Source organism: Pseudomonas sp. PDM13 (genome assembly GCF_025685765.1).
Lineage (GTDB): Bacteria > Pseudomonadota > Gammaproteobacteria > Pseudomonadales > Pseudomonadaceae > Metapseudomonas > Metapseudomonas solani.
In genome coordinates this window covers 298,310-322,767 of record NZ_JAOTQU010000001.1, presented here as the reverse complement: position 1 = coordinate 322,767, position 24,458 = coordinate 298,310, and the positions used below count along the sequence as shown (strand labels likewise).

Genomic DNA, 24,458 nt, shown 5'->3' with positions numbered 1-24,458 from the left:
GCGCGCCGCCCGCTGCGGCACTGAAGCGGGCGGCGCGGATTTAGAACAGCTCCAGCGGGTATTGGATGCGCAGGCGCGTCTGGTCGATGGAGGCGTCCGCATAAGCGCGGTTGCTCCGGTGCCAGATCTGCGTGGCGCGCAGGTGCAGGTTTTTCAGCGGGCCACTGGCGAAGGTGTAGCCGAGGTCCAGGTCCAGCTCGTGGTGCTTGCCGTCGCGACCGTAGAGCCCGTGGTAGATGCTGTGGCTAGAGGCATGGCTGCCGTCTGCGCCCCAGCCCTGCTGGTAGCGCAGGGCCAGGTTCAGCTCCGGCAGGCCCAGCCAGTGCAGGCGTTGGTCATAGCGAAGCTGCCAGGAGCGCTCACGGGGCCCGTTGAAGTCCGAATACGCGGCGGCGTTGGCCAGGACGATCGACTGGCTGCTCTGCCCATCACCGAAGCCGATGTAGTCGAAGGGCGTGTCCGAGAAGGTACGCTGGTAGGCCAGGGTCAGGCGGTGCGCGCCCAAACGGTAGGCAATGGCGTGGGAGCCGATGAGGTTGTCGATGGGGCCGAACAGCGAGGCGCCACTGTCGCGGGTGCGATAGAAGTGGGTGCTGTTGCTCAGGGTGCCGGCGCCGAGCGCCTGTTCGTGACCCAGGTGCAGGTAGTGCTGGGTCCAGACGTCCTCCAGTTGGCCCAGGTAATAGGAGAGGCTCCAGGGTTCGCCGCGATGGCTGAGCCCTATATAGCTGGCGCTGTGGATATCGATGCCGCGCCGGTCCGGGCGGCCAACGACGGTGGAGATGGCGCCACGGCTCTTGCTTTCGGTGGGGCCGGAAAGCGCGGTGAAGCGCGCCGCCTCCAGTTGCAGCCCGGCCCAGTCGCCCTGCAGGTACAGGCCGTGGGCCATGCCGGGGATGATGCGGCTGTTGTCCGCCGCCAGTACCGGCGCCTGGGTGCTGAAGTTGCCGTACCTGAGCTGCGCATCGGCGATTTTCAGCTTGAGCGCGCCGCCGGCCTTGCCGTGGCTGTCTCGCGGGTGGCCCTGGCCGTCCACCGCCAGGGTGCCCGTGCCGGTGCGCCCGCCGCCGCTGTCGAGTTTGAACGCGGCCATGGCGAAGGCGTCGACGCCCAGGCCGATGAGGCCGGGCGTGAAGCCCGAGTGGTAATGCAGCTGTACGGACTGTCCCCATTCCTGGCGGTAGCCGTTGCGTTCGTCGCGGGGTTTGTAGCGGTTGCGCCCGGCGTTGTTCGGGCCATCGCGGAAGTCGCGGGCAAAGTACTGGTTGTCGAAGAACAGGCGGGCGTCGCCCTGGGCGAGGGCGTCGCTCCAGGAGGTTTCCTGCGCCTGAGTGTGGCAGGCGAGGGCGGTCAGCAGTGGCAGGCAGAGGGGGAGGGCGAGGCGATTCACGAACATGGTGTCGCTCCTTCTTATAGAGGCTACGGCTCCCTGCGTGGGGTGGTGCCTTCCATGGCGGGCCGCGGCGTCACCCACCGCGGCCCGGGTGGGCGTCAATCCAGGGCGAGGTTGCTTCTCACCTCGCGCCGGGCGTGCTCGAAGTCACGCAGGGCGCCGGGGTTCTTCAGCAGCTCGTTGGCGAGTACCGCCGCGGATATGCGCCCGCCTTCCAGGTCGGTGGGGTAGTGCACACCCGCCACCACGCGGCTTTGCGCGGCTGCTGCGGCCCGGGCGAAGAGCTCGGCGCGGTGTTCCGGCAGCATCTTGGCCAGCAGGATGGCGGTGAGGTAGGCATCCATGGTGTGGCCGCTGGGGTAGGACTCGCCCATGGGGGGCGGCAGTATCGGCTTCACCTCCTGGCTGAGTTCGTAGGGGCGGGGGCGGGCGAAGTGGTGCTTGGCGGGCATCAGCGTCTGCTCCAGGTCCACCAGCACGCGGCGGAAGAAGTGCGCGGTCTGCGGGTGCCGCTCGACGGTGAACTCCGCCCCGAGGATGCCCTGGGCGAAGGGGAAGGCCGCGTCGTCGAGGTGGTCGTCGCGCTTGGCCTGCTCCACCTGCTGCGGGGTGCGCTCGCGCTGGACGAGCAGCACGGTATCGAGGTCGAGCCGGTCTTCGGCGGTGCCGGCGGGCGGCGGCGGTGGCAGGTACTCCGCGAGCTCCAGTGTCCGTTGCGGCAGGTAGGGCATGAGTTCCGGCTGCGTGGCCTGGGTGGTTGGGCTCAGGATCAGCAGCAGGGTGGCGAAAAGGGGCAAGGGTGAGCGGGTCATGACGATGTCCTTTCCTCGGGGCGAACGGGTGTCGCCGCTTGATGGGCGGTGGTGGTGAGCGGGCGGGAGGTCTGGGGGCGCCTGGGGGCGGTGCGCGCGGGGCGCTTGGTGCAGCGGGAGGGTGGTGCGGGGATGGAGCCTGGCAGGGTGGGGCGGTCGCGGATCGCCGGTGCTGCGCTTGCGGCGGAACCAGGCGCGGCCGTTGCGTTGCTCTGGGGGATCGGCCAGCGTCGAGTCGGCGGGTGACGGATGGAGGGCAAGGGGCTGGCGCATGGTTCCCACTCTTTATTCTTGTCGTTATCGGCGTCGGCGAACGCGCCCCGCCTGGGGCGCAACGTCATGGGGGAGTATCGGAAGGCCCGGCGCGCCGCCGCTATCCTGCAGATGCGGGATGGCACTCCATCGGAAAGGGTGGTACGGCAGTGAAGAAGGTGAGGCCGAAGGTAACGGTTTCATTGAGCGCGCCATCACAGCTGAGATATAATGCCGCGCTTCCAATTTTCCCGCCTGGGAGCCCCGCCATGCTGCGCATCAGCCAAGAAGCCCTCACCTTCGACGACGTACTCCTGATCCCGGGGTATTCCGAGGTCCTGCCGAAGGACGTCAGCCTCAAGACCCGCCTGACGCGCGGCATCGAGTTGAATATCCCCCTGCTGTCCGCCGCGATGGACACCGTGACCGAAGCCCGTCTGGCTATCGCCATGGCGCAGGAAGGCGGCATCGGCATCATCCACAAGAACATGACCGTCGAGCAGCAGGCTGCCGAGGTCCGCAAGGTGAAGAAGTTCGAGGCCGGCGTGGTCAAGGACCCCATCACCATCGAGGCCGACGCCACCGTGCGCGACCTGTTCGAACTGACCCGCCAGCACAACATCTCCGGTGTGCCGGTGCTGTCCAACGGTGACCTGGTGGGCATCGTCACTTCCCGTGACGTCCGCTTCGAAAACCGCCTGGACGCCCGCGTCCGTGACGTGATGACGCCGAAAGAGCGCCTGGTCACCGTCAAGGAAGGCGCCGACAAGAACACCGTTCGCGAGCTGCTGCACAAGCACCGCATCGAGAAAGTCCTGATCGTCGACGACGCCTTCAGCCTGAAGGGCATGATGACCGTGAAGGACATCGAGAAGGCCAAGGCCTATCCGCTGGCCAGCAAGGACGACCAGGGTCGCCTGCGCGTCGGCGCTGCCGTCGGTACCGGCGCCGATACCGCTGACCGCGTCACCGCGCTGGTGAATGCCGGCGTCGACGTGATCATCGTCGACACCGCCCACGGCCACTCCAAGGGCGTGATCGACCGCGTTCGCTGGGTCAAGCAGACCTTCCCCGAAGTCCAGGTGATCGGCGGCAACATCGCCACCGGCGAAGCTGCCAAGGCCCTGACCGAAGCGGGCGCCGATGCGGTCAAGGTCGGCATCGGCCCGGGCTCCATCTGCACCACCCGTATCGTCGCCGGCGTCGGCGTCCCGCAGATATCCGCAGTCGCCAACGTCGCCGCTGCCCTGGCCGGCACCGGCGTTCCGCTGATCGCCGACGGCGGCATCCGTTACTCCGGTGACCTGTCCAAGGCCATCGTCGCAGGCGCTTCCGCCGTGATGATCGGCTCCATGCTGGCCGGTACCGAAGAGGCCCCGGGCGAGGTCGAGCTGTTCCAGGGCCGTTCCTACAAGGCCTACCGCGGCATGGGTTCGCTGGGTGCCATGGCCCAGGCCCAGGGTTCCTCCGACCGCTACTTCCAGGACTCCTCCGCCGGTGCCGAGAAGCTCGTTCCGGAAGGCATCGAAGGCCGCGTGCCCTACAAGGGCACCATGTCCGCGATCGTTCACCAGCTGATGGGCGGCCTGCGCGCCTCCATGGGCTACACCGGCTGCGCCACCATCGAAGAGATGCGCACCAAGCCGGAGTTCGTGCGCATCACCGGTGCCGGCATGGCCGAGTCTCATGTGCATGACGTGCAGATCACCAAAGAGGCGCCCAACTACCGCGTAGGTTAAGGGGCCGCGTAACAGGTGCTGGAAGCTGGAAGCTGGAGGACGGAAGCATGACTTTCGCCCTGCACTTCCAGCTTCTGGCTTTCAGCTTCAAGCTCTTTCCGAAGGAAAGCTCATGGCCAATCAAGATATCCACGCCCACCGCATCCTGATCCTCGACTTCGGTTCCCAGTACACCCAGCTGATCGCTCGCCGCGTTCGCGAGATCGGCGTGTACTGCGAGATCCACCCGTTCGACATGGAAAACGATGCCATCCGCGCCTTCGCGCCCAAGGGCATCATCCTCGCCGGCGGCCCTGAGTCGGTGCACGAGGCCAACAGCCCGCGCGCGCCCCAGGCGGTGTTCGATCTCAACGTCCCGCTGTTCGGCATCTGCTACGGCATGCAGACCATGGCCGAGCAACTGGGCGGCAAGGTCCAGGGTTCCGACCTGCGCGAATTCGGCTACGCCCGTGTCGACGTGGTCGGCAAGGCCCGCCTGCTCGATGGCATCGAAGACCATGTCGACGCTGACGGCCTGTTCGGCCTCGACGTGTGGATGAGCCACGGCGACAAGGTCACTGCCATGCCCGAGGGCTTCCACATCCTCGCCAGCACCCCGAGCTGCCCGATCGCCGCCATGGCCGACGACAGCCGCGCGTACTACGGCGTGCAGTTCCACCCGGAAGTGACCCACACCAAGCAGGGCGGTCGCATCCTCTCCCGCTTCGTGCTGGACATCTGCGGCTGCGAAGCCCTGTGGACCCCCTCCAACATCGTCAACGACGCCATCGCCACCGTGCGCGCCCAGGTGGGCAGCAACAAGGTGCTGCTGGGCCTGTCCGGCGGTGTCGACTCCTCGGTGGTCGCGGCGCTGCTGCACAAGGCCATCGGCGACCAGCTGACCTGCGTCTTCGTCGACAACGGCCTGCTGCGCCTGCACGAGGGTGACCAGGTGATGGCCATGTTCGCCGAGAACATGGGCGTCAAGGTGATCCGCGCCAACGCCGAAGAGCTGTTCCTCGGTCGCCTGGCCGGTGTCTCCGACCCGGAAGAGAAGCGCAAGATCATCGGCCGCACCTTCATCCAGGTGTTCGATGAGGAAGCCACCAAGCTGAAGGACGTGAAGTTCCTCGCCCAGGGCACCATCTACCCCGACGTGATCGAGTCGGCCGGCGCCAAGACCGGCAAGGCCCACGTGATCAAGTCCCACCACAACGTCGGCGGCCTGCCGGAAGACATGCAGTTCTCCCTGGTGGAGCCGCTGCGCGAACTGTTCAAGGACGAAGTGCGCAAGCTCGGCCTCGAACTGGGCCTGCCCTACGACATGGTCTACCGCCACCCGTTCCCGGGCCCGGGCCTGGGTGTGCGCATCCTCGGCGAGGTGAAGAAGGAGTACGCCGACCTGCTGCGTCGTGCCGACCACATCTTCATCGAAGAGCTACGTGCCTTCGACTGGTACCACAAGACCAGCCAGGCCTTCGTGGTGTTCCAGCCAGTGAAATCCGTCGGCGTGGTCGGTGACGGCCGTCGCTACGCCTGGGTCGTCGCCCTGCGTGCGGTGGAAACCATCGACTTCATGACCGCCCGCTGGGCGCACCTGCCCTACGAGCTGCTGGAGAAGGTCTCCAACCGCATCATCAACGAGATCGAAGGCATCTCCCGCGTCACCTATGACGTGTCGAGCAAACCGCCGGCGACCATCGAGTGGGAATGACGGCGCAGGCCTGAAGGCAGCGTCGAAGGCGCGGACCGCATGCGGTCCGCGCCTTTTTCATATCCGCCATCGCTTCCTCTCACGTCTGCCGCAGCAACCTGTCGCAGCCTTTTCTTGAGAATGAAGCGCAGTTGATCCGTATAATCGTTTCCGATTATTGCTGAGTTGATAGGAGTGGCTTATGTCGGCACGTCTCGTAACTGCGTTGGCCCGCGTCTGCGGCGCCGGTGTTCTGTCCCTCGGTCTGTTGCTGCCCATGGCGGCCCAGGCTGACGACGCGGTGACCCTGACTCTGTACAACGGGCAGCACGAAGCGACCGGCAAGGCCGTCGCCGAGGCCTTCACCAAGGCGACCGGCATCCAGGTGCGCATCCGCAAGGGGGGCGGTGGCCAGTTGGCCAACCAGATCGCCGAAGAGGGCGAGCGCTCGCCCGCCGACATCATCTACACCGAAGAAGCGCCGCCGCTGATCAAGCTGGCCGGCCAGGGCATGCTTGCCAAGGTCGACGACAGCTCCCTCAAGCAGGTCGAGCCGCAGTACGCCGACCCCGCCGGCAACTGGATCGGCGTCACCTCCCGTGTGCGCGTGCTGGCGTACAACCCCGAGGAGCTGGGCGACCAGGCCCTGCCGCAAAGCGTGCTCGACGTCGCCGACCCGGAATGGAGCGGCAAGATCGCCTTCGTGCCCAGCAGCGGTGAGTTCCTTGGCCAGGTGGCCGCCATCATCAAGCTGGAGGGTCGCGAGAAGGCCGAGGAATGGCTGACCGGCCTCAAGGCCTTCGGCTCCACCTACACCAACAACGTCATCGCCATGAAGGCGGTGGAGAACGGTGAAGTCGCCGCCGCGCTGATCAACAGCTACTACTGGATGGCGCTGAAGAAGGAGAAGGGCGAGCTGAAGAGCAAGCTGCACTACTTCGCCGACGGCGATGCCGGCGGCCTGGCCAGCGTCTCCGGCGTGGCGGTGGTGAAAGCCAGCAAGCACCCGAAGGAGGCCCAGCAGTTCGTCGCCTTCATGCTCAGCGAAGAAGGCCAGAAGGCCATCCTCAGCCAGTCCGCCGAATACCCGGTGAACCAGAAGGTGTCGGCCGACCCGCTGCTCAAGCCCTATGACCAACTGCGCCCGCCCAAGCTCACCGCCGCTGACATCGGCCTGGCGGAGGACGCCCTGGAGCTGGAGCGTGAGGTCGGGCTGAACTGATGCAATCCGAAGTCCTGGACCCGGCCCTGGCGGCCTCGGCGTCGAAACCCCTCGGCCGTCGTCGCCGCTCCCCGCCCATCTGGCTGCAGGTGCCGGTCCTGGCATTATTGCTGGTCGCTGCACTGCCCCTGTTCTACGTCGCCGTGCGCAGCTGGGAATCCGGCTGGCACACCGCCTGGCAACTGCTGTGGCGCCCCTTCGTGTTCCACCTGCTGGCCAACACCATGAAGCTGATGGTGCTGGTGACCGCCGGTTGCGTACTGCTCGGCCTGGCCCTGGCCTGGTGCGTGGAGCGCAGCGACCTGCGCTGGCGCCGCCAGTGGAACGTGCTGCTGTGCCTGCCCTTTGCGATCCCGGCCTTCGTCGCCGGTTTCTCGTGGATTTCCATCAGCCCGGTGTTCGAGGGCCTTGGCGGCACGGCGCTGGTGATGATCCTCTCCAAGTACCCGCTGATCTACCTGCCGGTGGTGGCCACCCTGCGCAACCTCGACCCGGCGCTGGAAGAGTCCGCGCGCATGCTCGGCTACACCCGGCGCCAGGTGTTCTGGCGGGTGACCCTGCCGCTGCTGCGACCGACCCTGATGGGCACCGGGCTGCTGGTGGCGCTGCACATGCTGGTGGAGTTCGGCGCGCCATCGATCATGCGCTACCAGACCTTCACCACCGCCATCTACCAGCAGTTCGAGCTGGAATTCAGCAACGCCAACGCGGCGATGCTTTCGGCGCTGCTGCTGGCCCTGTGCATGCTGATGATGGGCATGGAGCTGCGCCTGCGCGGGCGCGGCTTCGCCCGTACCGGGCAAGGCGTGGCGCGACGCACCGCGCCCGTGCGCCTGGGGCTGTGGAACTGGCCGATCCAGGTGCTGCTGGTGGCGCTGGTGGTGATCGGCTCGGGCACGCCGCTGGCCATGCTCGGTTTCTGGATTCACGAAGGCAGTTCGGCGGCCTTCCCGCTGATGGACATCCTGCGCACCCTGGGTTCGTCGCTCTACCTGTCCTTCGGTGGCGCGTTGATCAGCTGCCTGCTGGCGTTGCCGGTGGGGCTGGTGGTGGTGCGCTACCACGGGCGCCTGGCGCGCCTGGCCGAACGCCTGCCCTATCTGCTGCACGCACTGCCGGGGCTGGTGATCGCGCTCTCTCTGGTGTTCTTCGCCCTGGGTTACGCACCGGCGCTGTACCAGACCACGCTGCTGTTGCTGGTGGCCTATGCGCTGCTGTTCATGCCCATGGCCCAGTCGCCGATCCGCGTGGCGCTGGAGAAGGCCTCGCCGCAGCTGGAGGAGGCCGCGCGCACCCTCGGGCAGACGTCGTTCAAGGCCTTCCTGCGGGTGACCCTGCCGATTATCTTCCCGGCCATCGGCGCCGGTTTCGTGCTGGTGTTCCTCGACTGCATGAAGGAGCTGACGGCCACCCTGATCCTCGGCCCCACCGGCCTGGACACGCTGGCCACCGCCGTGTGGTCGCACACCGCCAACCTGGAATACGCCGCTGCTGCGCCCTACGCCGCGTTGATCGTGCTGGTCTCCGGGCTGCCGGTGTACCTGCTCACCACCCGCGCCTACCTGGGCCGCAACCGCTAGGCGGCTGTGGCATCTGGCCACGGCCCGGCGCTGCCCTGACGCACAGGGGCTGTGCCAGAATGTGCCACCCGTGAGCCGGCCCCCTGTGGGCCGGCCTTTCTTGCCGCCACAGAGCGGCAGCGCACCGCCTGATGGCCCCGCCAAGCATTTTTCACAGGAGCCTGCATCCCGTGTCATTCACCCGCAGACAGATTCTCGGTGGCCTGGTCGGCCTCGGCGTGGTCGGCTTGGGCGCCGGCGGCGCCCGCTACTGGCTGGGTCGCAGCCTCGACGCCAAGACCCACGACTACGAACTGTTCGCCGCCCCGCTGGACCTGGAGCTGGTCTCCGGCCACGTCACCCCGGCCTGGGCCTATGGCGGCCAGGCACCCGGCCTGGAGCTGCGCTCGCGCCAGGGCGACTGGCTGCGCGTGCGCTTCATCAACAAGCTCGACGAGCCCACCACCATCCACTGGCACGGCATCCGCCTGCCGCTGGAGATGGATGGCGTGCCCTATGTCTCGCAACTGCCGGTGCTGCCGGGCGAGTACTTCGACTACCGCTTCCGCACCGAAGACGCCGGCAGCTTCTGGTACCACCCGCACCTGTCCAGCGCCGAGCAGCTGGGGCGCGGCCTGGTCGGCCCGCTGATCGTCGAAGAGCGCGAGCCCAGCGGCTTCCGCCACGAGCGCGTGCTCAGCCTGAAGACCTGGCACGTGGACGAGGAGGGCGCCTTCACCCAGTTCAGCGTGCCCCGCGAGGCGGCCCGCGAAGGCACCCGGGGTCGCCTGACCACCATCAACGGCAAGCCGGCGCCGACCCTCGAACTGCCCGCCGGGCAGGTGGTGCGCCTGCGCCTGCTCAACCTCGACAACACCGTCACCTACCGCCTCAACATGCCGGGCGCGGAGGTGCGCATCTATTCGCTGGACGGCCACCCGGTGGCGCCGCGCGACCTGGGCAAGGAGTACTTGCTCGGCCCGGGCATGCGCATCGAGCTGGCGCTCAAGGTGCCCGCCGCCGGCCAGGAGCTGCCGCTGCGCAACGGGCCGCTGCGCCTGGCGACCCTGAAGAGCGTCGCCACCGAGGAGGCTGCCGGTGACTGGCCGCCCGCGCTGCCGGCCAACCCGGTGCCGGAGCCGGACCTGGAGAAGGCCGAGATCCTCAGCTTCAAGTTCGAATGGGCCGCGACCCTGACCAGCGTCGCTGGCCGACCCAGCAATTACTGGCAGATCAACGGCAAGGCCTGGGACATCCAGGACAAGACCTGCGCCGACCGCCCCATCGCCACGCTGAAGAAGAACGGCCACTACATCTTCGAGCTGCGCAACATGGCCCAGTACCTGCACCCGATCCACCTGCACGGCATGGCCTTCAAGGTGATCGACTCGGACCGCAAGGCGATCATTCCCTACTTCACCGACACCTACCTGCTGGGCAAGAACGAGACCGCGCGCATAGCCCTGGTGGCTGATAACCCCGGCGTGTGGATGTTCCACTGCCACGTCATCGACCACATGGAGACCGGCCTGATGGCCGCGATCGAGGTGGCCTGAGGATGCGCCAGCCGATGATCGTCGACCGCAGCCGTGACGAGGACTTCATGCGTGAAGCCCTGGCGCTCGCCGCCGAGGGCGCGGCCCTGGGCGAGGTGCCGGTCGGCGCGGTGCTGGTGCAGGACGGCCAGGTGATCGGGCGCGGCTTCAATTGCCCGATCTCCCGTCACGACCCCAGCGCCCACGCCGAGATGGTCGCCATCCGCGATGCGGCGCTGGCGGTGGAAAACTATCGGCTGGTGGGCAGCACCCTCTACGTGACCCTGGAGCCTTGCAGCATGTGCGCCGGGCTCATCGTCCATTCGCGGGTGGCGCGGGTGGTCTACGGCGCCACCGAGCCCAAGGCAGGGGTGGCGATCAGCCGTGGGCAGTTCTTCACCCAGGACTTCCTCAACCACCGGGTGCTGGTGGAGGGGGGCGTATTGGCGACGGAGTGCGGGGCGATCCTCAGCGAGTTCTTCAAGATGCGGCGTTCGCTGAAGGGCTGAGGGGCCGGCATCCGCTAGCTGGATTCAGGTGCTCAGAGACTCAGAGCGGCGGGGTTTCTTCGCTGGGCTTGCGTTTGTCGATACCCGGAACGTGCAGGTTGCTTTCGGCCACCTGCGAGCCTTCCATCTGCGGCTGGGTCACCCAGGTGAGGATGTCGTAGTAGCGGCGGATGTTCTGCACGAAGTGCACGGTCTCGCCGCCACGGGCATAGCCGTAGCGGGTCTTGCGGTACCACTGCTTCTGCGACAGGCGCGGCAGCATCTGCTTCACGTCCAGCCACTTGTTCGGGTTCAGGCCTTCGGCCTCGGCCAGCTTGCGCGCATCCCCCAGGTGGGCGATGCCGATGTTGTAGGCGGCCAGGGCGAACCAGGTGCGGTCCGGCTCTACCAGCTCATCGGCCAGCCCCTGCTTGATCATGCCGAAGTACTTGCTGCCGCCGACGATGCTCTGCTTGGGGTCCAGGCGGTTGGCCACGCCCATGGCCTTGGCGGTGTCCTGGGTCAGCATCATCAGGCCGCGCACGCCGGTCTTGGAGGTGGCGGTGGGCTGCCAGAGGGATTCCTGATAGCCGATGGCGGCCAGCAGGCGCCAGTCCACCTGGTTGTCCTGGGAGGCTTGGCGGAAGTGCTGTTCGTATTTGGGCAGGCGCTGCTGCAGGTGCTTGGCGAAGGTGTAGGCGCCGACGTAGCCGAGTACGTCGACATGGCCGTAGTAGCGATCCTTGAGGCGCTGCAGGGTGCCGTTTTCCTTGGCCTTGTCGAGGAAGCCGTTGACCTCGTTGAGCAGGCTGTCGTCCTCGCCGGGGGCGACCGCCCAGGCCAGGTTGCTGGCATCGCCCAGGTCGAAGGCGACGCGCACGTTGGGGAAGTACACCTGGTTCATCGCCAGTTCGTTGGAGTCCACCAGGGTCAGGTCGATCTGCCCTTCATCGACCATGCGCAGCAGGTCGACTATCTCCACTTCGTCGGATTCCTCGTACTTCAGCTCCGGGTACTGCACCTTCAGCGCGGCCAACTGCTCGGCGTGGCTGCTGCCCTTGAGCACCAGGATGCGCTGGCCGACCAGGTCTTCCGGGCGGGTGGGGCGACGCTCGCCATTGCGGTAGATGACCTGCGGCGTGACTTCCAGGTACGGATGGGAGAAGCGCGACTCGTGCTGGCGTGCGTCGCTGGCCACCAGGCCGGCGGCGGCGAGCACCGGGCCGTTGGCCTGGCCGAGGCGGGCGAAGAGGTCGTCGAGGTTGTCGGCGGTCTCGATCTGCAGCTCGACGCCCAGGTCATCGGCGAAGCGTTTCACCAACTCGTACTCGAAGCCGGTTTCGCCATTGCGGTCCTGGAAATAGGTGGCCGGGCTGTTACGGGTGACCACGCGTAGAACACCCTCCTCCTGAATGCGCTCGAGGGTGGACGGCTGTTTACAGCCTCCGAGCAGCAGGAGGATTCCGGTCGCCAATAGCCAGACGGCACGACGCTTGCGGAACACGGGTGGGGTGAACATCGGCGCAGTATACGCAAACCCCGATCCTTGCCATATCTCGACAGTGGAAATCTTCTCTGCTAGCCGCAGGCCCCCGGGGGAGGGCGTTTGCGGTCGGCGGGCGCTTGCCCTGCCGCTCCTCGGATGGCCGCTTCGAGCGCGACGGCACGGGTGCCGGAATCAGGCGCTTTGCGCTAGAATGCACGGCCTCTAAGCACACCCCTTCCCAGAGGCTGTCCAGAAGATGTTGATCCTGCGCGGTGCCCCCGCCCTTTCCGCTTTTCGCCACGGCAAACTGCTCGAGCAACTGACCCAGAAGGTTCCCGCCGTCACCGGTCTGTATGCCGAGTTCACCCACTTTGCCGAAGTCACCGGCGTGCTCACCGCCGACGAGGAAAAGGTCCTGGCGCGTCTGCTCAAGTACGGGCCCAGCGTCCCGGTGCAGGAGCCTGCGGGCCGCCTGTTCCTGGTCCTGCCGCGCTTCGGCACCATCTCGCCCTGGTCGAGCAAGGCCACCGACATCGCCCGTAACTGCGGCCTGGCCAAGATCGAGCGCATCGAGCGTGGCATCGCCTACTACGTGGCCGGCCAGTTCTCCGATGCCGAAGCGCAGCTGATCGCCAGCGCCCTGCACGACCGCATGACCCAGCTGGTGCTGGGCGCCCTGGAAGAAGCTTCCAGCCTGTTCAGCCACGCGCAGCCCAAGGCGCTGACCGTGGTCGACATCCTCGGCGGTGGCCGCGACGCACTGGCCCGCGCCAACGTCGAGCTGGGCCTGGCCCTGGCCGAAGACGAGATCGACTACCTGGTGAAGAGCTTCAACGAGATGGGGCGCAACCCCCACGACGTCGAGCTGATGATGTTCGCCCAGGCCAACTCCGAGCATTGCCGCCACAAGATCTTCAACGCCAGCTGGGATATCGACGGCCAGGCGCAGGAGAAGAGCCTGTTCGGCATGATCAAGAACACCTACGAGATGAACAGCGAAGGCGTGCTGTCCGCCTACAAGGACAACGCGTCGGTCATCGAGGGCTTCACCGCCGGCCGCTTCTTCCCCAACCCGGGTACCCGCCAGTACGGCGCGACCGAGGAAGCGGTGCACATCCTGATGAAGGTGGAAACCCACAACCACCCGACCGCCATCGCGCCCTTCCCCGGTGCCTCCACCGGCTCCGGCGGCGAGATCCGCGACGAAGGCGCTACCGGTCGTGGCGCCAAGCCCAAGGCCGGCCTCACTGGCTTCACCGTTTCCAACCTGCAGATCCCCGGTTTCGAGCAGCCCTGGGAGAAGCCCTACGGCAAGCCCGAGCGCATCGTCACCGCGCTGGACATCATGATCGAAGGCCCGCTGGGCGGCGCCGCGTTCAACAACGAATTCGGCCGCCCCGCGCTGAACGGCTACTTCCGTACCTTCGAGCAGGCCATCGACACCCCCCACGGCGAAGAAGTGCGCGGCTACCACAAGCCGATCATGCTCGCCGGCGGCATGGGTAACATCCGCGCCGAGCACGTGCAGAAGGGCGAGATCTCGGTCGGCGCCAAGCTGATCGTCCTCGGTGGCCCGGCCATGCTCATCGGCCTGGGCGGTGGTGCCGCTTCCTCCATGGCCACCGGTGCCAGTTCCGCCGACCTGGACTTCGCCTCCGTACAGCGCGACAACCCGGAAATGGAGCGTCGCTGCCAGGAAGTGATCGACCGCTGCTGGCAGCTGGGCGCCGAGAACCCCATCAAGTTCATCCACGACGTGGGTGCCGGCGGTATCTCCAACGCCCTGCCGGAACTGATCAACGACGGTGGCCGCGGCGGCCGTTTCGAACTGCGCGCCGTGCCCAACGACGAGCCGGGCATGAGCCCGCTGGAAATCTGGTGCAACGAGTCCCAGGAACGCTACGTGATGTCGGTGGACGCCGCCGACTTCGAGCGCTTCAAGGCCATCTGCGAACGCGAGCGCTGCCCCTTCGCGGTGGTCGGCGAGGCTATCGAGGAGCCGCACCTGACCGTCGCCGACAGCCACTTCGGCAACAAGCCGGTGGACATGCCGCTCAACGTCCTGCTCGGCAAGCCGCCGCGCATGCACCGCAGCGTCAGCCGCGAAGCCGAGCAGGGCGATGACTTCAACGCCGCCAGCGTCGACATCGCCGATGCCGTGAGCCGTGTGCTGCGTCACCCGGCCGTGGCCAGCAAGAGCTTCCTGATCACCATCGGCGACCGCACCATCACCGGCCTGGTCGCCCGCGACCAGATGGTCGGCCCGTGGCAGGTTCCGGTGGCCGACTGCGCCGTTACCGCCACCAGCTTCGACGTCTACACCGGCGAGGCGATGGCCATGGGCGAGCGCACCCCGCTGGCCCTGCTGGACGCCCCGGCCTCGGGCCGCATGGCGGTCGGCGAGACCGTCACCAACCTGGCCTGTGCGAGCATCGAGAAGATTTCCGATATCCGCCTGTCCGCCAACTGGATGGCCGCTGCCGGCCACCCGGGTGAGGACGCGCGCCTGTACGACACGGTCAAGGCCGTGGGCATGGAGCTGTGCCCGGCGCTGGGTATCACCATTCCGGTGGGCAAGGACTCGATGTCCATGAAGACCCGCTGGCAGGACGAGGGTGTGGACAAGTCCGTCACCTCGCCGCTGTCCCTGGTGATCACCGGCTTCGCCCCGGTGCAGGACATCCGTCGCACCCTCAACCCGCAACTGCGCCTGGACAAGGGCGAGACCGACCTGATCCTGGTCGACCTCGGCCGCGGCCAGAACCGCATGGGTGGTTCCATCCTCGCGCAGACCTTCGCCAAGCTCGGCCAGGCCGTGCCGGACGTCGACGATGCCGAGGACCTCAAGGCCTTCTTCGCCGTGATCCAGGGCCTGAACCAGGACGGCCTGCTGCTGGCCTACCACGACCGTTCCGACGGTGGCCTGCTGACCACCGTGCTGGAAATGGCCTTCGCCGGTCATTGCGGCCTGGACCTGCAACTGGACGCCCTGGCCGATGCCGCCGACGAGCTGCCGGCCGTGCTGTTCAACGAAGAGCTGGGTGCGGTCATCCAGGTCCAGCAGGGCGCCACGCCGGAAGTGCTGGCCCAGTTCAGTGCCGCCGGCCTGGGCGACTGCGTGGCCGTGATCGGCCAACCGGTCAACGGTGCCGACGTCGCTATTTCCTTCAACGGCGAGCCGGTGTTCGCCGGTGAGCGCCGCCTGCTGCAGCGCCAGTGGGCCGAGACCAGCTACCAGGTCCAGCGCCTGCGTGACAACGCCGCCTGCGCCGACCAGGAGTTCGACGTCCTGCTGGACGAAGACAACCCCGGCCTGTCGGTGAAGCTTAGCTTCGACGTCAACCAGGACATCGCCGCTCCTTATATAAAGAAGGGTGCGCGTCCCCAGGTCGCCGTACTGCGCGAGCAGGGCGTCAACGGCCAGGTGGAGATGGCTGCGGCCTTCGACCGTGCCGGCTTCGCCGCCATCGACGTGCACATGAGCGACATCCTCGCCGGCCGCGTCAGCCTGGAAGAGTTCAAGGGCCTGGTGGCCTGCGGTGGCTTCTCCTACGGTGACGTGCTCGGCGCCGGTGAGGGCTGGGCCAAGTCGGTGCTGTTCAACGCCCGTGCCCGTGATGGCTTCCAGGCCTTCTTCGAGCGCAAGGACAGCTTCGCCCTCGGCGTGTGCAACGGTTGCCAGATGATGTCCAACCTGCACGAGCTGATCCCCGGCAGCGAGTTCTGGCCGCACTTCGTGCGCAACCGCTCCGAGCAGTTCGAGGCCCGCGTGGCCATGGTCCAGGTGCAGGAGTCGGCGTCGATCTTCCTGCGTGGCATGGCCGGTTCGCGCATGCCCATCGCCATCGCCCACGGTGAAGGCCATGCCGAGTTCGAAAGCGAGGAAGCCCTGTTGGAAGCCGACCTGTCCGGTTGCGTGGCCATGCGCTTCGTCGACAACCACGGCAAGGTCACCGAAGGCTACCCGGCCAACCCGAACGGCTCGCCCCGTGGCATCACCGGCCTCACCAGCCGCGATGGTCGCGTGACCATCATGATGCCGCACCCGGAGCGCGTGTTCCGTGCCGTGCAGAACTCCTGGCGCCCCGACGAGTGGCAGGAAGACGGCGGCTGGCTGCGCATGTTCCGCAATGCCCGCGTCTGGGTCGACTGACGACGCCGGCGAGCGCCCTCTCTCCACCACGGAGGAGGGCGCGTCGCTACCCGAGGTGCGTCGGGTCGAGCCCGGCGCCACTCTGCTGCTGTGCCGCTGTGGGCATTCGTCCCGGCTTCCCGATTGCCCTTCCGACTGCCGACAGGGCCTCTCGCTTCACATCGAACGCCAGCAATTGCTCATCCTCTGCCGCTGTGGCCTCTCCCGACGCCTGCCGTACTGCGATGGCAGCCACGCCCCCGCCGCGCCTTCGCTGAAGGACAAGTGGCGCCGGTTCTGGCAGGGCGACTGACCGCCCACACGGCTCGTAACCCCACCGCAAGGCACTCCGCACGACAGCGGCCTTATGGCCAACGGCTCTATCCCCGCGCTGAACACTTTGACCGGCGGTCAGTCGAATGCCGGTATCGTGACGCTGGTCGCGACAAAGTATTGGCGAATGGCCATCGTCCGATGGCATCATCTGGCCACTAGCGTCCAGCCTGTAATTGCCTACGGAGTAATTGATGTACAAGCTGTGCTTCTACGTTCCGGAATCCCATCTGGAGCCGGTCAAGAAAGCGGTCTTCTCGGCGGGAGGCGGCCGCATCGGCGCCTATGACAGTTGCTGTTGGCAAAGCCTGGGGCAGGGCCAGTTCCGCCCGCTGGCCGAAGCCGATCCCTTCATCGGCCAGGCCGGCCGGGTGGAGCATGTATCCGAGTGGAAGGTGGAGATGGTGGTGGCCGACGAGCTGATCCACGATGCCGTGCGCGCCCTCAAGCAGGCCCACCCCTACGAGACGCCCGCCTATGAGGTCTGGCGCCTGTCCGACCTGGTGTTCTGAACCCGGCGTCTCATTGCCGCCTGGCTTTTGTAGGGTGGGTAGAGCGCAGCGAAACCCACCGTCGTAGCACTGTGGCTCGCCCGGCGTGTGCGGGACATTGCCAATAAAAAAGGCGCCTCAGGGCGCCTTTTCATGTCTGTCGTTCCCCTCACATCAGGGGCGGATCTCGATCAGCGTGCCGTCCTTCACCAGGCTCCAGATCTCGCGCATGTCGGCGTTCTTCATGGCGATGCAGCCTTCGGTCCAGTCCAGGGTGTGGAAGTACCACTCGGGGTACTCCTCATCCAGCGGGGTGCCGTGGATCATGATCATGCCGCCGGCGGGCACGCCCTTGTCGCGGGCCTGCAGGGAGTCGCGGGCGTTGGGGTAGGAGATGTGCATGGCCAGGTTGTACTTGTCGCTGGTCTTGCGCCAGTCGATCCAGTAGAAGCCTTCCGGCGTGCGCTGGTCGCCCTCGCGCAGCTTCGGCCCCTTGGGCTGCTTGCCCAGGGAGATGCGGTAGCTCTTGAGGATGTTGCCGCGGTTCATGAGCAGCAGCTTGCGCTCGGACTTGACCACCAGCACCTTGTCGATGCCCTTGCCTTCGAGGCTGGGGGCGGCGCTGGCGTGGGACAGGGAGGTAAAGCAAAGGATCAAGGCAACGAGCAACCAGCGCATTTCTACAGCATCCCCAGAGTGTTCGAATTCGGCAGTACGGTCAGGCTTTCTTGTAGTAGGCCAGTAAGGGCGCCAATGGCTCGTTGCGGACCGGATAGACCTGCTCGACACGGTCGGCGAAGTAGCATTCTAAGGTACGCCCGACGGTCGGAAAAGCCAGCTCGGACCAAGGGATGTCGGCTTCGTCGAAGAGTTTCACTTCCAGGCTTTCTTCGCCGGCCGAGAAGTCCAGGTCCTCCAGTTCGGCGAGGAAGAAGGTGTACACCTGGCTGATGTGCGGCAGGTCGAACAGGGTATAGAGCTGCAGGTTGCGCACCCGCGCGCAGGCCTCCTCGGCGGTCTCACGGGCAGCGGCCTGTTCCATGGTCTCGCCGTTTTCCATGAAGCCGGCGGGGAGGGTCCAGTAGCCCTTGCGCGGTTCGATGGCGCGGCGGCACAGCAGCACCTGCTTGCCCCAGACCGGTACGCAGCCGGCGACGATGCGTGGGTTCAGGTAGTGAATGGTGTGGCATAGCTCGCAGACATGGCGCAGGCGATTGTCGCCTTCGGGGATGCGCTGGATCACGGGGCCGCCGCACTGGCTGCAGAACTTCATCGGGAATCCTCGGGGTCGAGGGCGCAATCTTGGCGCGGCTCGTGCCTCGACGGCAAGCGGGACGGGGGCTGCGCGTGCCTCGAACGTCGGTTCGGGGGTTGGGCGGCCTGCGGGTTCGTGCCATGATGCCCGGCAGAATAAAAGCCGAGACTGTCCATGTTGGATGACCTGCACCGCCGCGTGCGGAGCTACTCCCCGAAGACGCTGGTGACCGACCGCACGTTCCCCGAGGCGGCGGTACTGGTGCCCATCACCCGCAGCGCCGAACCCGAGCTGGTGCTTACCCTGCGCGCCAGCGGCCTGTCCACCCACGGTGGCGAAGTGGCCTTCCCCGGTGGCCGACGCGACCCCGAGGACCGCGACCTGATCCACACCGCCCTGCGCGAGGCGGAGGAGGAGATCGGCCTGCCGCCCGGCCTGGTCGAGGTGATCGGCCCGCTCAGCACCCTGGTCTCGCGCCATGGCATCCAGGTCACGCCCTATGTCGGCTTCGTGCCCGACTACGTGGAATACAAGGCCAACGACGGCGAGATCGATTCGGTCTTCAGCGTGCCCCTGGAGTTCTTCCGCAGCGACCCCCGCGAGATGACCCACCGCATCGACTACCTCGGCCAGAGCTGGTACGTGCCGAGCTACCAGTTCGGCCAGTACAAGATCTGGGGCCTCACCGCGATCATGGTGGTGGAACTGGTCAACCTGGTCTTCGATGCCGGCATCGAGATGCGCGAGCCGCCGGCCACCTTCGTCAAACTCAACTAAGCCCCGTATGCCAGGCCGTTGAAAAGCGTGGACGAGGCCGACGATGCAAGGCGAAAACGGCCGAGAAAGCGCAGTTTACGCGGGGTAAATGAGCATTTTCTGGGCGTTTTCAACGCCGCAGCGGCAACGCAGTTAGTTTTTCAACCGCCTGATAGAGGAGCGCCTGATGAAATACCGCTTGGGCAACGCCCGTGTCGAAACCCATCCCGACAGCTGGATCGCCCCCGACGCGGCGGTGATCGGCAAGGTCCGCCTCGACGCTGGCGCCAGCGTCTGGTTCGGCGCCGTGCTGCGCGGCGATAACGAACTCATCCATATCGGCGAGAACAGCAATGTGCAGGACGGCACCGTCATGCACACCGACATGGGCTTCCCGCTGAACATCGGCAAGGGCGTGACTATCGGCCACAACGCCATGCTCCATGGCTGCACGGTCGGCGATTACAGCCTCATCGGCATCAACGCCGTGATCCTCAACGGCGCCAAGATCGGCAAGTACTGCATCATCGGCGCCAACGCCCTGATCCCCGAAGGCAAGGAAATTCCCGATGGCTCGCTGGTCATGGGTTCGCCCGGTAAAATAGTCCGCGAGCTGACCGAGCAGCAGAAGAAGATGCTCGAGGGCAGCGCCGCGCACTACGTGCACAACGCCCAGCGTTATGCACGGGAACTGGTCGAACAGGAAGATTGATGGAACGTGAACGCCCCGTCGCCTCGCCCTGCGTGCATGTCTGCGCGCTGGACGATGACGACATCTGCACCGGCTGCCAGCGCAGCGTCGACGAGATCACCCGCTGGGGGCGCATGGACAACGCCGAGCGCCGCGAGGTGCTGGTGCGCTGCATGGAGCGTGCGCGGGCCGGTGGCCAGTTCCTGATCCAGCCCCACTGAAGCGGCGGCGGCACCTGCCCGCCGCCCGAGCGAATACCTTTCATCTTTCGAGGAAACACCGATGCCCCGTATTGGAACCCCGCTGTCGCCGAGCGCGACCCGTGTACTGCTCTGCGGCTCTGGCGAGCTGGGCAAGGAAGTGGTGATCGAGTTGCAGCGCCTGGGCGTCGAAGTGATCGCCGTCGACCGCTACGAGAACGCGCCGGCCATGCAGGTCGCCCATCGCAGCCACGTCATCAGCATGCTCGACGGCGAGGCCCTGCGCCGTGTCATCGAGCTGGAGAAGCCGCACTACATCGTGCCGGAGATCGAGGCCATCGCCACCGCCACCCTGGTGGAGCTGGAGGCCGAAGGCTACACCGTGATCCCCACCGCGCGCGCCGCGCAGCTGACCATGAACCGCGAAGGCATCCGTCGCCTGGCGGCTGAGGAGCTGGGCCTGCCCACCTCGCCGTACCACTTCGCCGACACCTTCGAGGATTACTGCGCCGGCGTCGCCAGCGTCGGCTATCCCTGCGTGGTGAAGCCGATCATGAGTTCCTCCGGCAAGGGCCAGTCGGTGCTCAAGAGCGACGACGACCTGCAATACGCCTGGGACTACGCCCAGGAAGGCGGCCGCGCCGGCAAGGGCCGCGTGATCGTCGAAGGCTTCATCGACTTCGAATACGAAATCACCCTGCTCACCGTGCGCCACGTCGGCGGCACCACCTTCTGCGCGCCCATCGGCCACCGCCAGGTGAAGGGCGACTACCACGAGTCCTGGCAGCCCCAGGTGATGAGCCCCAAGGCCCTGGCCGAGTCCGAGCGCGTGGCCAAGGCCGTGACCGAGGCCCTGGGCGGTCGTGGCCTGTTCGGCGTCGAGCTGTTCGTCAAAGGCGACGAGGTGTGGTTCAGCGAAGTGTCGCCGCGCCCCCATGACACCGGCCTGGTCACCCTGATTTCCCAGGAACTGTCCGAGTTCGCCCTGCATGCCCGCGCCATCCTCGGCCTGCCAATCCCGGTGATCCGCCAGTCCGGCCCGTCGGCCTCGGCGGTGATCCTGGTGGAAGGCAAATCCACCGAAATGAGCTTCGGCAACCTCTCTGCGGCCCTGGCCGAGCCGGACACCGCGTTGCGCCTGTTCGGCAAGCCGGCGGTGGACGGCCAGCGTCGCCTCGGCGTGGCCCTGGCCCGCGACGAGTCCACCGACCTGGCCCGTGCCAAGGCGACCCGCGCGGCCCAAGCCGTCGACGTCAAGCTGTGAGCCGAGGGGCCGGGCTGCTCTGGTGGGCATCGGCGCTGGCGCTGATGCCCCTGGTGCTGCCCCAGGCCCTGTACACCAAGCGCACCGCCCTGCGCCTGGCCCCTGCCGCTGGCCCCGATCACGGGCTGGCGGGAGCGGAATTCGCGGGCGAGCCCCTGCGCATTCTCCTGATCGGCGAATCCACCGTTGCCGGTGTCGGTGTCTCCTGCCTGCAACAGGCCTTGCCGGGGCAACTGGCTGCGGCGCTTTCCCGGCAGTTGCGACGGCCCGTTGCCTGGCGCGCCTGTGGTGAGAACGGCATTACCGCGGGCGAAGCCTGTGAGCGTCTGTTGCCGCAGGTGCAGGACGAGCCGGTGGACCTGGTGCTGCTGGTCTTCGGTGTCAACGACACCACCCATTTCAGTTCCACCGCTGCCTGGCGCGAATCCCTGCGACGGCTGGCTGCCCCCTTCATGGCACGGGGCGTCGAGGTGGTGTTCGCCGCCGTTCCCCCCTTGCAGCACTTCAGCGCCTTGCCCTGGTTGCTGCGCCGCCTGCTGGGCTGGCGTGCGCGCCTGCTCGACATGCAGGTGCGGGCATTGGCCGACGAGCTGGGGGCCGAGCACTGCGCGGCGAGCATCGCCATGCAGGCCGACTACCTGGCGCTGGACGGCTATCACCCGTCACAGCTGGGGTGTTCGGTCTGGGGCGGCTTGCTGGCGGAGTGGATCGTGCGGGCGGGGAGGGTGGCGCCGGCTGCCAGCCGCCTCGTCGAAGAGACGGCTGGAGCCTGACGCCCAAGGGGCGAGGTCTTAGCGCACTGTGCCCAGGTCGTCGTCGCGGGTTTCCTTGAGGCAGAGCACCGCCAGCAGGCTGAGTGCCGCCGCCACCGATACGTAGCCACCGACCCAGGACAGGCCACCCATGGCCACCAGCTTCTGGGCGAAGAAGGGTGCCACCGAGGCGCCGACGATGCCGCCGAGGTTATAGGCCGCCGAGGCGCCGGTGTAGCGCACGTGGGTGGGGAACAGCTCTGGCAGCAGCGCGCCCATGGGGGCGAAGGTCACGCCCATCAGGAACAGTTCGATGCTGAGGAACAGGGTGACCGAGAGGGTCGAGCCCTGGGTCAGCAGCGGCTGCATGGCGAAGCCGGAGAGGATCGCCAGCGTACAGCCCACGATCAGCACCGGTTTGCGCCCGTAGCGGTCGCTAAGCCAGGCCGACAGCGGGGTCGCCGCCGCCATGAACAGCACGGCGAAGCACAGCATGCCGAGGAAGCTTTCACGGCTGTAGCCGAGGCTGCCCACGCCGTGGCTGAGGGAGAACACGGTGGAGATGTAGAACAGCGCGTAGCACACCACCATCGCCAGGGCGCCGAGGACGATCGGGCGCCAGTGGCTGCCGAAGGCTTCGATCACCGGCATCTTCACCCGCTCGTGCTGGGCCATGGCCTTGGCGAAGACCGGCGTCTCCTCCAGCTTCAGGCGCACGTAGAGGCCGACCATCACCAGCACGGCGCTGAGCAGGAAGGGGATGCGCCAGCCCCAGGCGCGGAACTGCTCGTCGCTCAGGCACAGGGCCAGGGTGAGGAACAGGCCGTTGGCGGCGAGAAAGCCGATGGAGGGGCCGAGCTGGGGGAACATGCCGAACCAGGCGCGCTTGCCGGGCGGGGCGTTCTCGGTGGCCAGCAATGCCGCGCCACCCCACTCGCCGCCGAGGCCCAGGCCCTGGCCGAAGCGCAGGAGGCAGAGCAGGATCGGCGCCCAGGCACCGATGGTGTCGTAGCCGGGCAGCACGCCGATCAGGGTGGTGGAGGCGCCCATCAGCAGCAGCGAAGCGACCAGGGTGGATTTGCGCCCGATGCGGTCGCCGAAGTGGCCGAACAGCGCCGAGCCCAGCGGCCGGGCGAGGAAGGCGATGCCGAAGGTGAGGAAGGCCGAGAGCATCTGTGCGGTGCCGGAGGTCTGCGGGAAGAACACCGGGCCTATCACCAGGGCGGCGGCCGTGGCGTAGATGTAGAAGTCGTAGAACTCGATGGCGGTGCCGATGAAGCTGGCGGTGGCGACGCGGGCCGGCGAGTTGGCCGGTGTCGCGCTTGCGGTGTCGCTCAGGGCGGCGGTGGTCATCAGTGGGTCCCCTGTCAGTCGTCGCGGCCATCACGGCCCGACGGAATCTCATGGCTGTCGTGTTGTGCTGAGGGAAGGGGATGATGCGGCGGGTCGCCGGACCAGGGGCCTTGCTGGCTGCGGACGGGCCTGTGGGGCCGTGGCAGGTGGTTCTCAGGCGGCCAGGCGGGCTGGCCGATGGCGCGTGGGCGGATAGCCGCGGCGGCCGAGGGGGCTGGGTAAGCCCGCGGGGATTATAGAAAGCGGCGGAAAACCACGGCAAGGGACCTCGACCAAGGTCGCAGAGGTGTCAGGCGCGCCAGGCCAGTACGCGCTGTACGCGGTTCTCGCCGGACTGGAGGATCTCCAGGCGGTAGGGGCCGATCTTCAGGCACACGCTGGTGTCGGGAATCTGCTCCAGGGCCTCGGTGATCAGGCCGTTGAGGGTCTTCGGCCCTTCGCAGGGCAGGTGCCAGCCGAGCACGCGGTTGAGTTCGCGCAGGTGCAGGGAGCCGTCCAGCTCGAAGCGGCCGTCTTCCTGGGGCTGGATCGCCGGGTTGGGAGCGAGGTCGTCGAGGCTGCCGAATTCGCCGATCAGTTCCTGGAAGATGTCCTCCAGGCTGACCAGGCCGATCACATCGCCGTACTCGTCGACGACGATGCCGACCCGGCGCTGTTCCTTCTGGAAGTTCACCAGCTGGGTGAGCAGCGGGGTGCTTTCCGGCACGAAGTAGGTTTCGCGGCAGGCCGCCAGCAGGTCTTCGGCGCTGACGCCATCCTGGGGCAGCAGGCGGGCGACCTGGCGGATGTGCAGGATGCCTTCGATCTGGTTGATGTCTTCGCGGTACACCGGCAGGCGCGTATGGGTGGAGGTGCGCAGCTGTTCGAGGATGCGTTCCGGTGGCTGGCTGATGTCGATGCCCTGGATCTCACTGCGGGGAATCATGATCGCGGCGATGGGCACGCGCTGCAGGGCTTCGGTGAGCGAGGGGGGCAGGCGGGGCGTCGCTTCGGGCTCCACCTGCACCGGGGCACGACGTCGACGGGAGAGGCTCCAGGCCAGCACGGAGCCGGCGAGGGAGGCGAGCAGCAGG

At 67.0% G+C, this 24,458-nt stretch carries 20 protein-coding genes and 1 pseudogene; 14 read left to right on the top strand and 7 right to left on the bottom strand.

Annotated features, from left to right (window positions below; all coding sequences use genetic code 11):
• Positions 1-40: 40 nt before the first annotated feature.
• The gene (locus tag OEJ36_RS01520; RefSeq protein ID WP_263400108.1) at positions 41-1,396 is read right to left on the bottom strand and encodes an OprD family porin; all 1,356 of its coding nucleotides are present in this window, start codon (positions 1,394-1,396) and stop codon (positions 41-43) included.
• 95 nt (positions 1,397-1,491) lie between these two features.
• Positions 1,492-2,205, bottom strand: a complete 714-nt coding sequence (locus OEJ36_RS01515) for an acid phosphatase (protein WP_263400107.1) — start codon at positions 2,203-2,205, stop codon at positions 1,492-1,494.
• 521 nt (positions 2,206-2,726) lie between these two features.
• Between OEJ36_RS01515 and guaB the strand changes: the two genes are divergently transcribed.
• From guaB to tadA, 6 genes are all read left to right on the top strand, one after another.
• Entirely contained in the window at positions 2,727-4,196 is a 1,470-nt protein-coding gene (gene guaB, locus OEJ36_RS01510) for an IMP dehydrogenase (protein WP_263400106.1), read from the top strand.
• A gap of 112 nt (positions 4,197-4,308) precedes the next feature.
• Positions 4,309-5,889, top strand: coding sequence for a glutamine-hydrolyzing GMP synthase (gene guaA, locus OEJ36_RS01505; RefSeq protein ID WP_263400105.1), 1,581 nt, complete (start codon positions 4,309-4,311; stop codon positions 5,887-5,889).
• Between the two features lie 181 nt (positions 5,890-6,070).
• Positions 6,071-7,090 carry an extracellular solute-binding protein gene (locus OEJ36_RS01500; protein ID WP_263400104.1) on the top strand — a complete coding sequence of 340 codons (1,020 nt, stop codon included), beginning with the start codon at positions 6,071-6,073 and terminating at the stop codon, positions 7,088-7,090.
• Positions 7,090-8,670, top strand: a complete 1,581-nt coding sequence (locus tag OEJ36_RS01495; RefSeq protein ID WP_263400103.1) for an ABC transporter permease — start codon at positions 7,090-7,092, stop codon at positions 8,668-8,670. Before OEJ36_RS01500 ends, OEJ36_RS01495 begins: the two co-directional genes overlap by 1 nt.
• A 170-nt stretch (positions 8,671-8,840) precedes the next feature.
• Positions 8,841-10,205, top strand: coding sequence for a multicopper oxidase family protein (locus OEJ36_RS01490; protein ID WP_263400102.1), 1,365 nt, complete (start codon positions 8,841-8,843; stop codon positions 10,203-10,205).
• A gap of 2 nt (positions 10,206-10,207) precedes the next feature.
• Positions 10,208-10,693, top strand: coding sequence for a tRNA adenosine(34) deaminase TadA (gene tadA / locus OEJ36_RS01485; protein ID WP_263400101.1), 486 nt, complete (start codon positions 10,208-10,210; stop codon positions 10,691-10,693).
• Positions 10,694-10,733: 40 nt separating this feature from the next.
• Here the strand turns inward: tadA and mltF are convergent, their stop codons facing one another.
• Positions 10,734-12,191, bottom strand: coding sequence for a membrane-bound lytic murein transglycosylase MltF (gene mltF / locus OEJ36_RS01480; RefSeq protein WP_263400100.1), 1,458 nt, complete (start codon positions 12,189-12,191; stop codon positions 10,734-10,736).
• 223 nt (positions 12,192-12,414) lie between these two features.
• Between mltF and purL the strand changes: the two genes are divergently transcribed.
• From purL to OEJ36_RS01465, 3 genes are all read left to right on the top strand, one after another.
• Entirely contained in the window at positions 12,415-16,311 is a 3,897-nt protein-coding gene (purL, locus tag OEJ36_RS01475) for a phosphoribosylformylglycinamidine synthase (protein WP_263400099.1), read from the top strand.
• The gene (locus tag OEJ36_RS30510) at positions 16,289-16,603 is read left to right on the top strand and encodes a CDGSH iron-sulfur domain-containing protein (RefSeq protein WP_263400098.1); all 315 of its coding nucleotides are present in this window, start codon (positions 16,289-16,291) and stop codon (positions 16,601-16,603) included. Before purL ends, OEJ36_RS30510 begins: the two co-directional genes overlap by 23 nt.
• Before the next feature lie 214 nt (positions 16,604-16,817).
• Entirely contained in the window at positions 16,818-17,135 is a 318-nt protein-coding gene (locus OEJ36_RS01465; protein ID WP_043240153.1) for a YqfO family protein, read from the top strand.
• Between the two features lie 153 nt (positions 17,136-17,288).
• On the opposite strand, the gene OEJ36_RS01460 is transcribed toward OEJ36_RS01465, so the two are convergent.
• Positions 17,289-17,792, bottom strand: a complete 504-nt coding sequence (locus OEJ36_RS01460; RefSeq protein WP_021220802.1) for a murein L,D-transpeptidase family protein — start codon at positions 17,790-17,792, stop codon at positions 17,289-17,291.
• Between the two features lie 40 nt (positions 17,793-17,832).
• The gene (locus OEJ36_RS01455) at positions 17,833-18,387 is read right to left on the bottom strand and encodes an NUDIX hydrolase (protein WP_263400097.1); all 555 of its coding nucleotides are present in this window, start codon (positions 18,385-18,387) and stop codon (positions 17,833-17,835) included.
• Positions 18,388-18,543: 156 nt separating this feature from the next.
• Between OEJ36_RS01455 and OEJ36_RS01450 the strand changes: the two genes are divergently transcribed.
• From OEJ36_RS01450 to OEJ36_RS01430, 5 genes are all read left to right on the top strand, one after another.
• Positions 18,544-19,146: a CoA pyrophosphatase gene (locus OEJ36_RS01450; protein WP_263400096.1), complete on the top strand. Its 603-nt coding sequence runs from the start codon at positions 18,544-18,546 to the stop codon at positions 19,144-19,146.
• Between the two features lie 166 nt (positions 19,147-19,312).
• A complete protein-coding gene (locus OEJ36_RS01445; protein WP_043240160.1) occupies positions 19,313-19,837 on the top strand; it encodes a gamma carbonic anhydrase family protein in 525 nt (174 codons plus the stop codon).
• Complete coding sequence (locus tag OEJ36_RS01440; protein WP_021220798.1) at positions 19,837-20,037, top strand: DUF1289 domain-containing protein; 201 nt, start codon at positions 19,837-19,839, stop codon at positions 20,035-20,037. The genes OEJ36_RS01445 and OEJ36_RS01440 overlap by 1 nt, the downstream gene beginning before the upstream one ends.
• A 61-nt stretch (positions 20,038-20,098) precedes the next feature.
• Positions 20,099-21,280, top strand: a complete 1,182-nt coding sequence (purT, locus tag OEJ36_RS01435) for a formate-dependent phosphoribosylglycinamide formyltransferase (protein ID WP_263400095.1) — start codon at positions 20,099-20,101, stop codon at positions 21,278-21,280.
• Positions 21,277-22,053, top strand: coding sequence for an SGNH/GDSL hydrolase family protein (locus OEJ36_RS01430; RefSeq protein WP_263400094.1), 777 nt, complete (start codon positions 21,277-21,279; stop codon positions 22,051-22,053). Before purT ends, OEJ36_RS01430 begins: the two co-directional genes overlap by 4 nt.
• An 18-nt stretch (positions 22,054-22,071) precedes the next feature.
• Here the strand turns inward: OEJ36_RS01430 and OEJ36_RS01425 are convergent, their stop codons facing one another.
• Both OEJ36_RS01425 and OEJ36_RS01420 read right to left on the bottom strand, forming a co-directional pair.
• Complete coding sequence (locus OEJ36_RS01425) at positions 22,072-23,385, bottom strand: MFS transporter (protein WP_263400093.1); 1,314 nt, start codon at positions 23,383-23,385, stop codon at positions 22,072-22,074.
• A 289-nt stretch (positions 23,386-23,674) separates the two neighbouring features.
• Positions 23,675-24,313, bottom strand: a pseudogene (locus OEJ36_RS01420) (transporter associated domain-containing protein); the annotation flags it as partial.
• Positions 24,314-24,458: the final 145 nt, after the last annotated feature.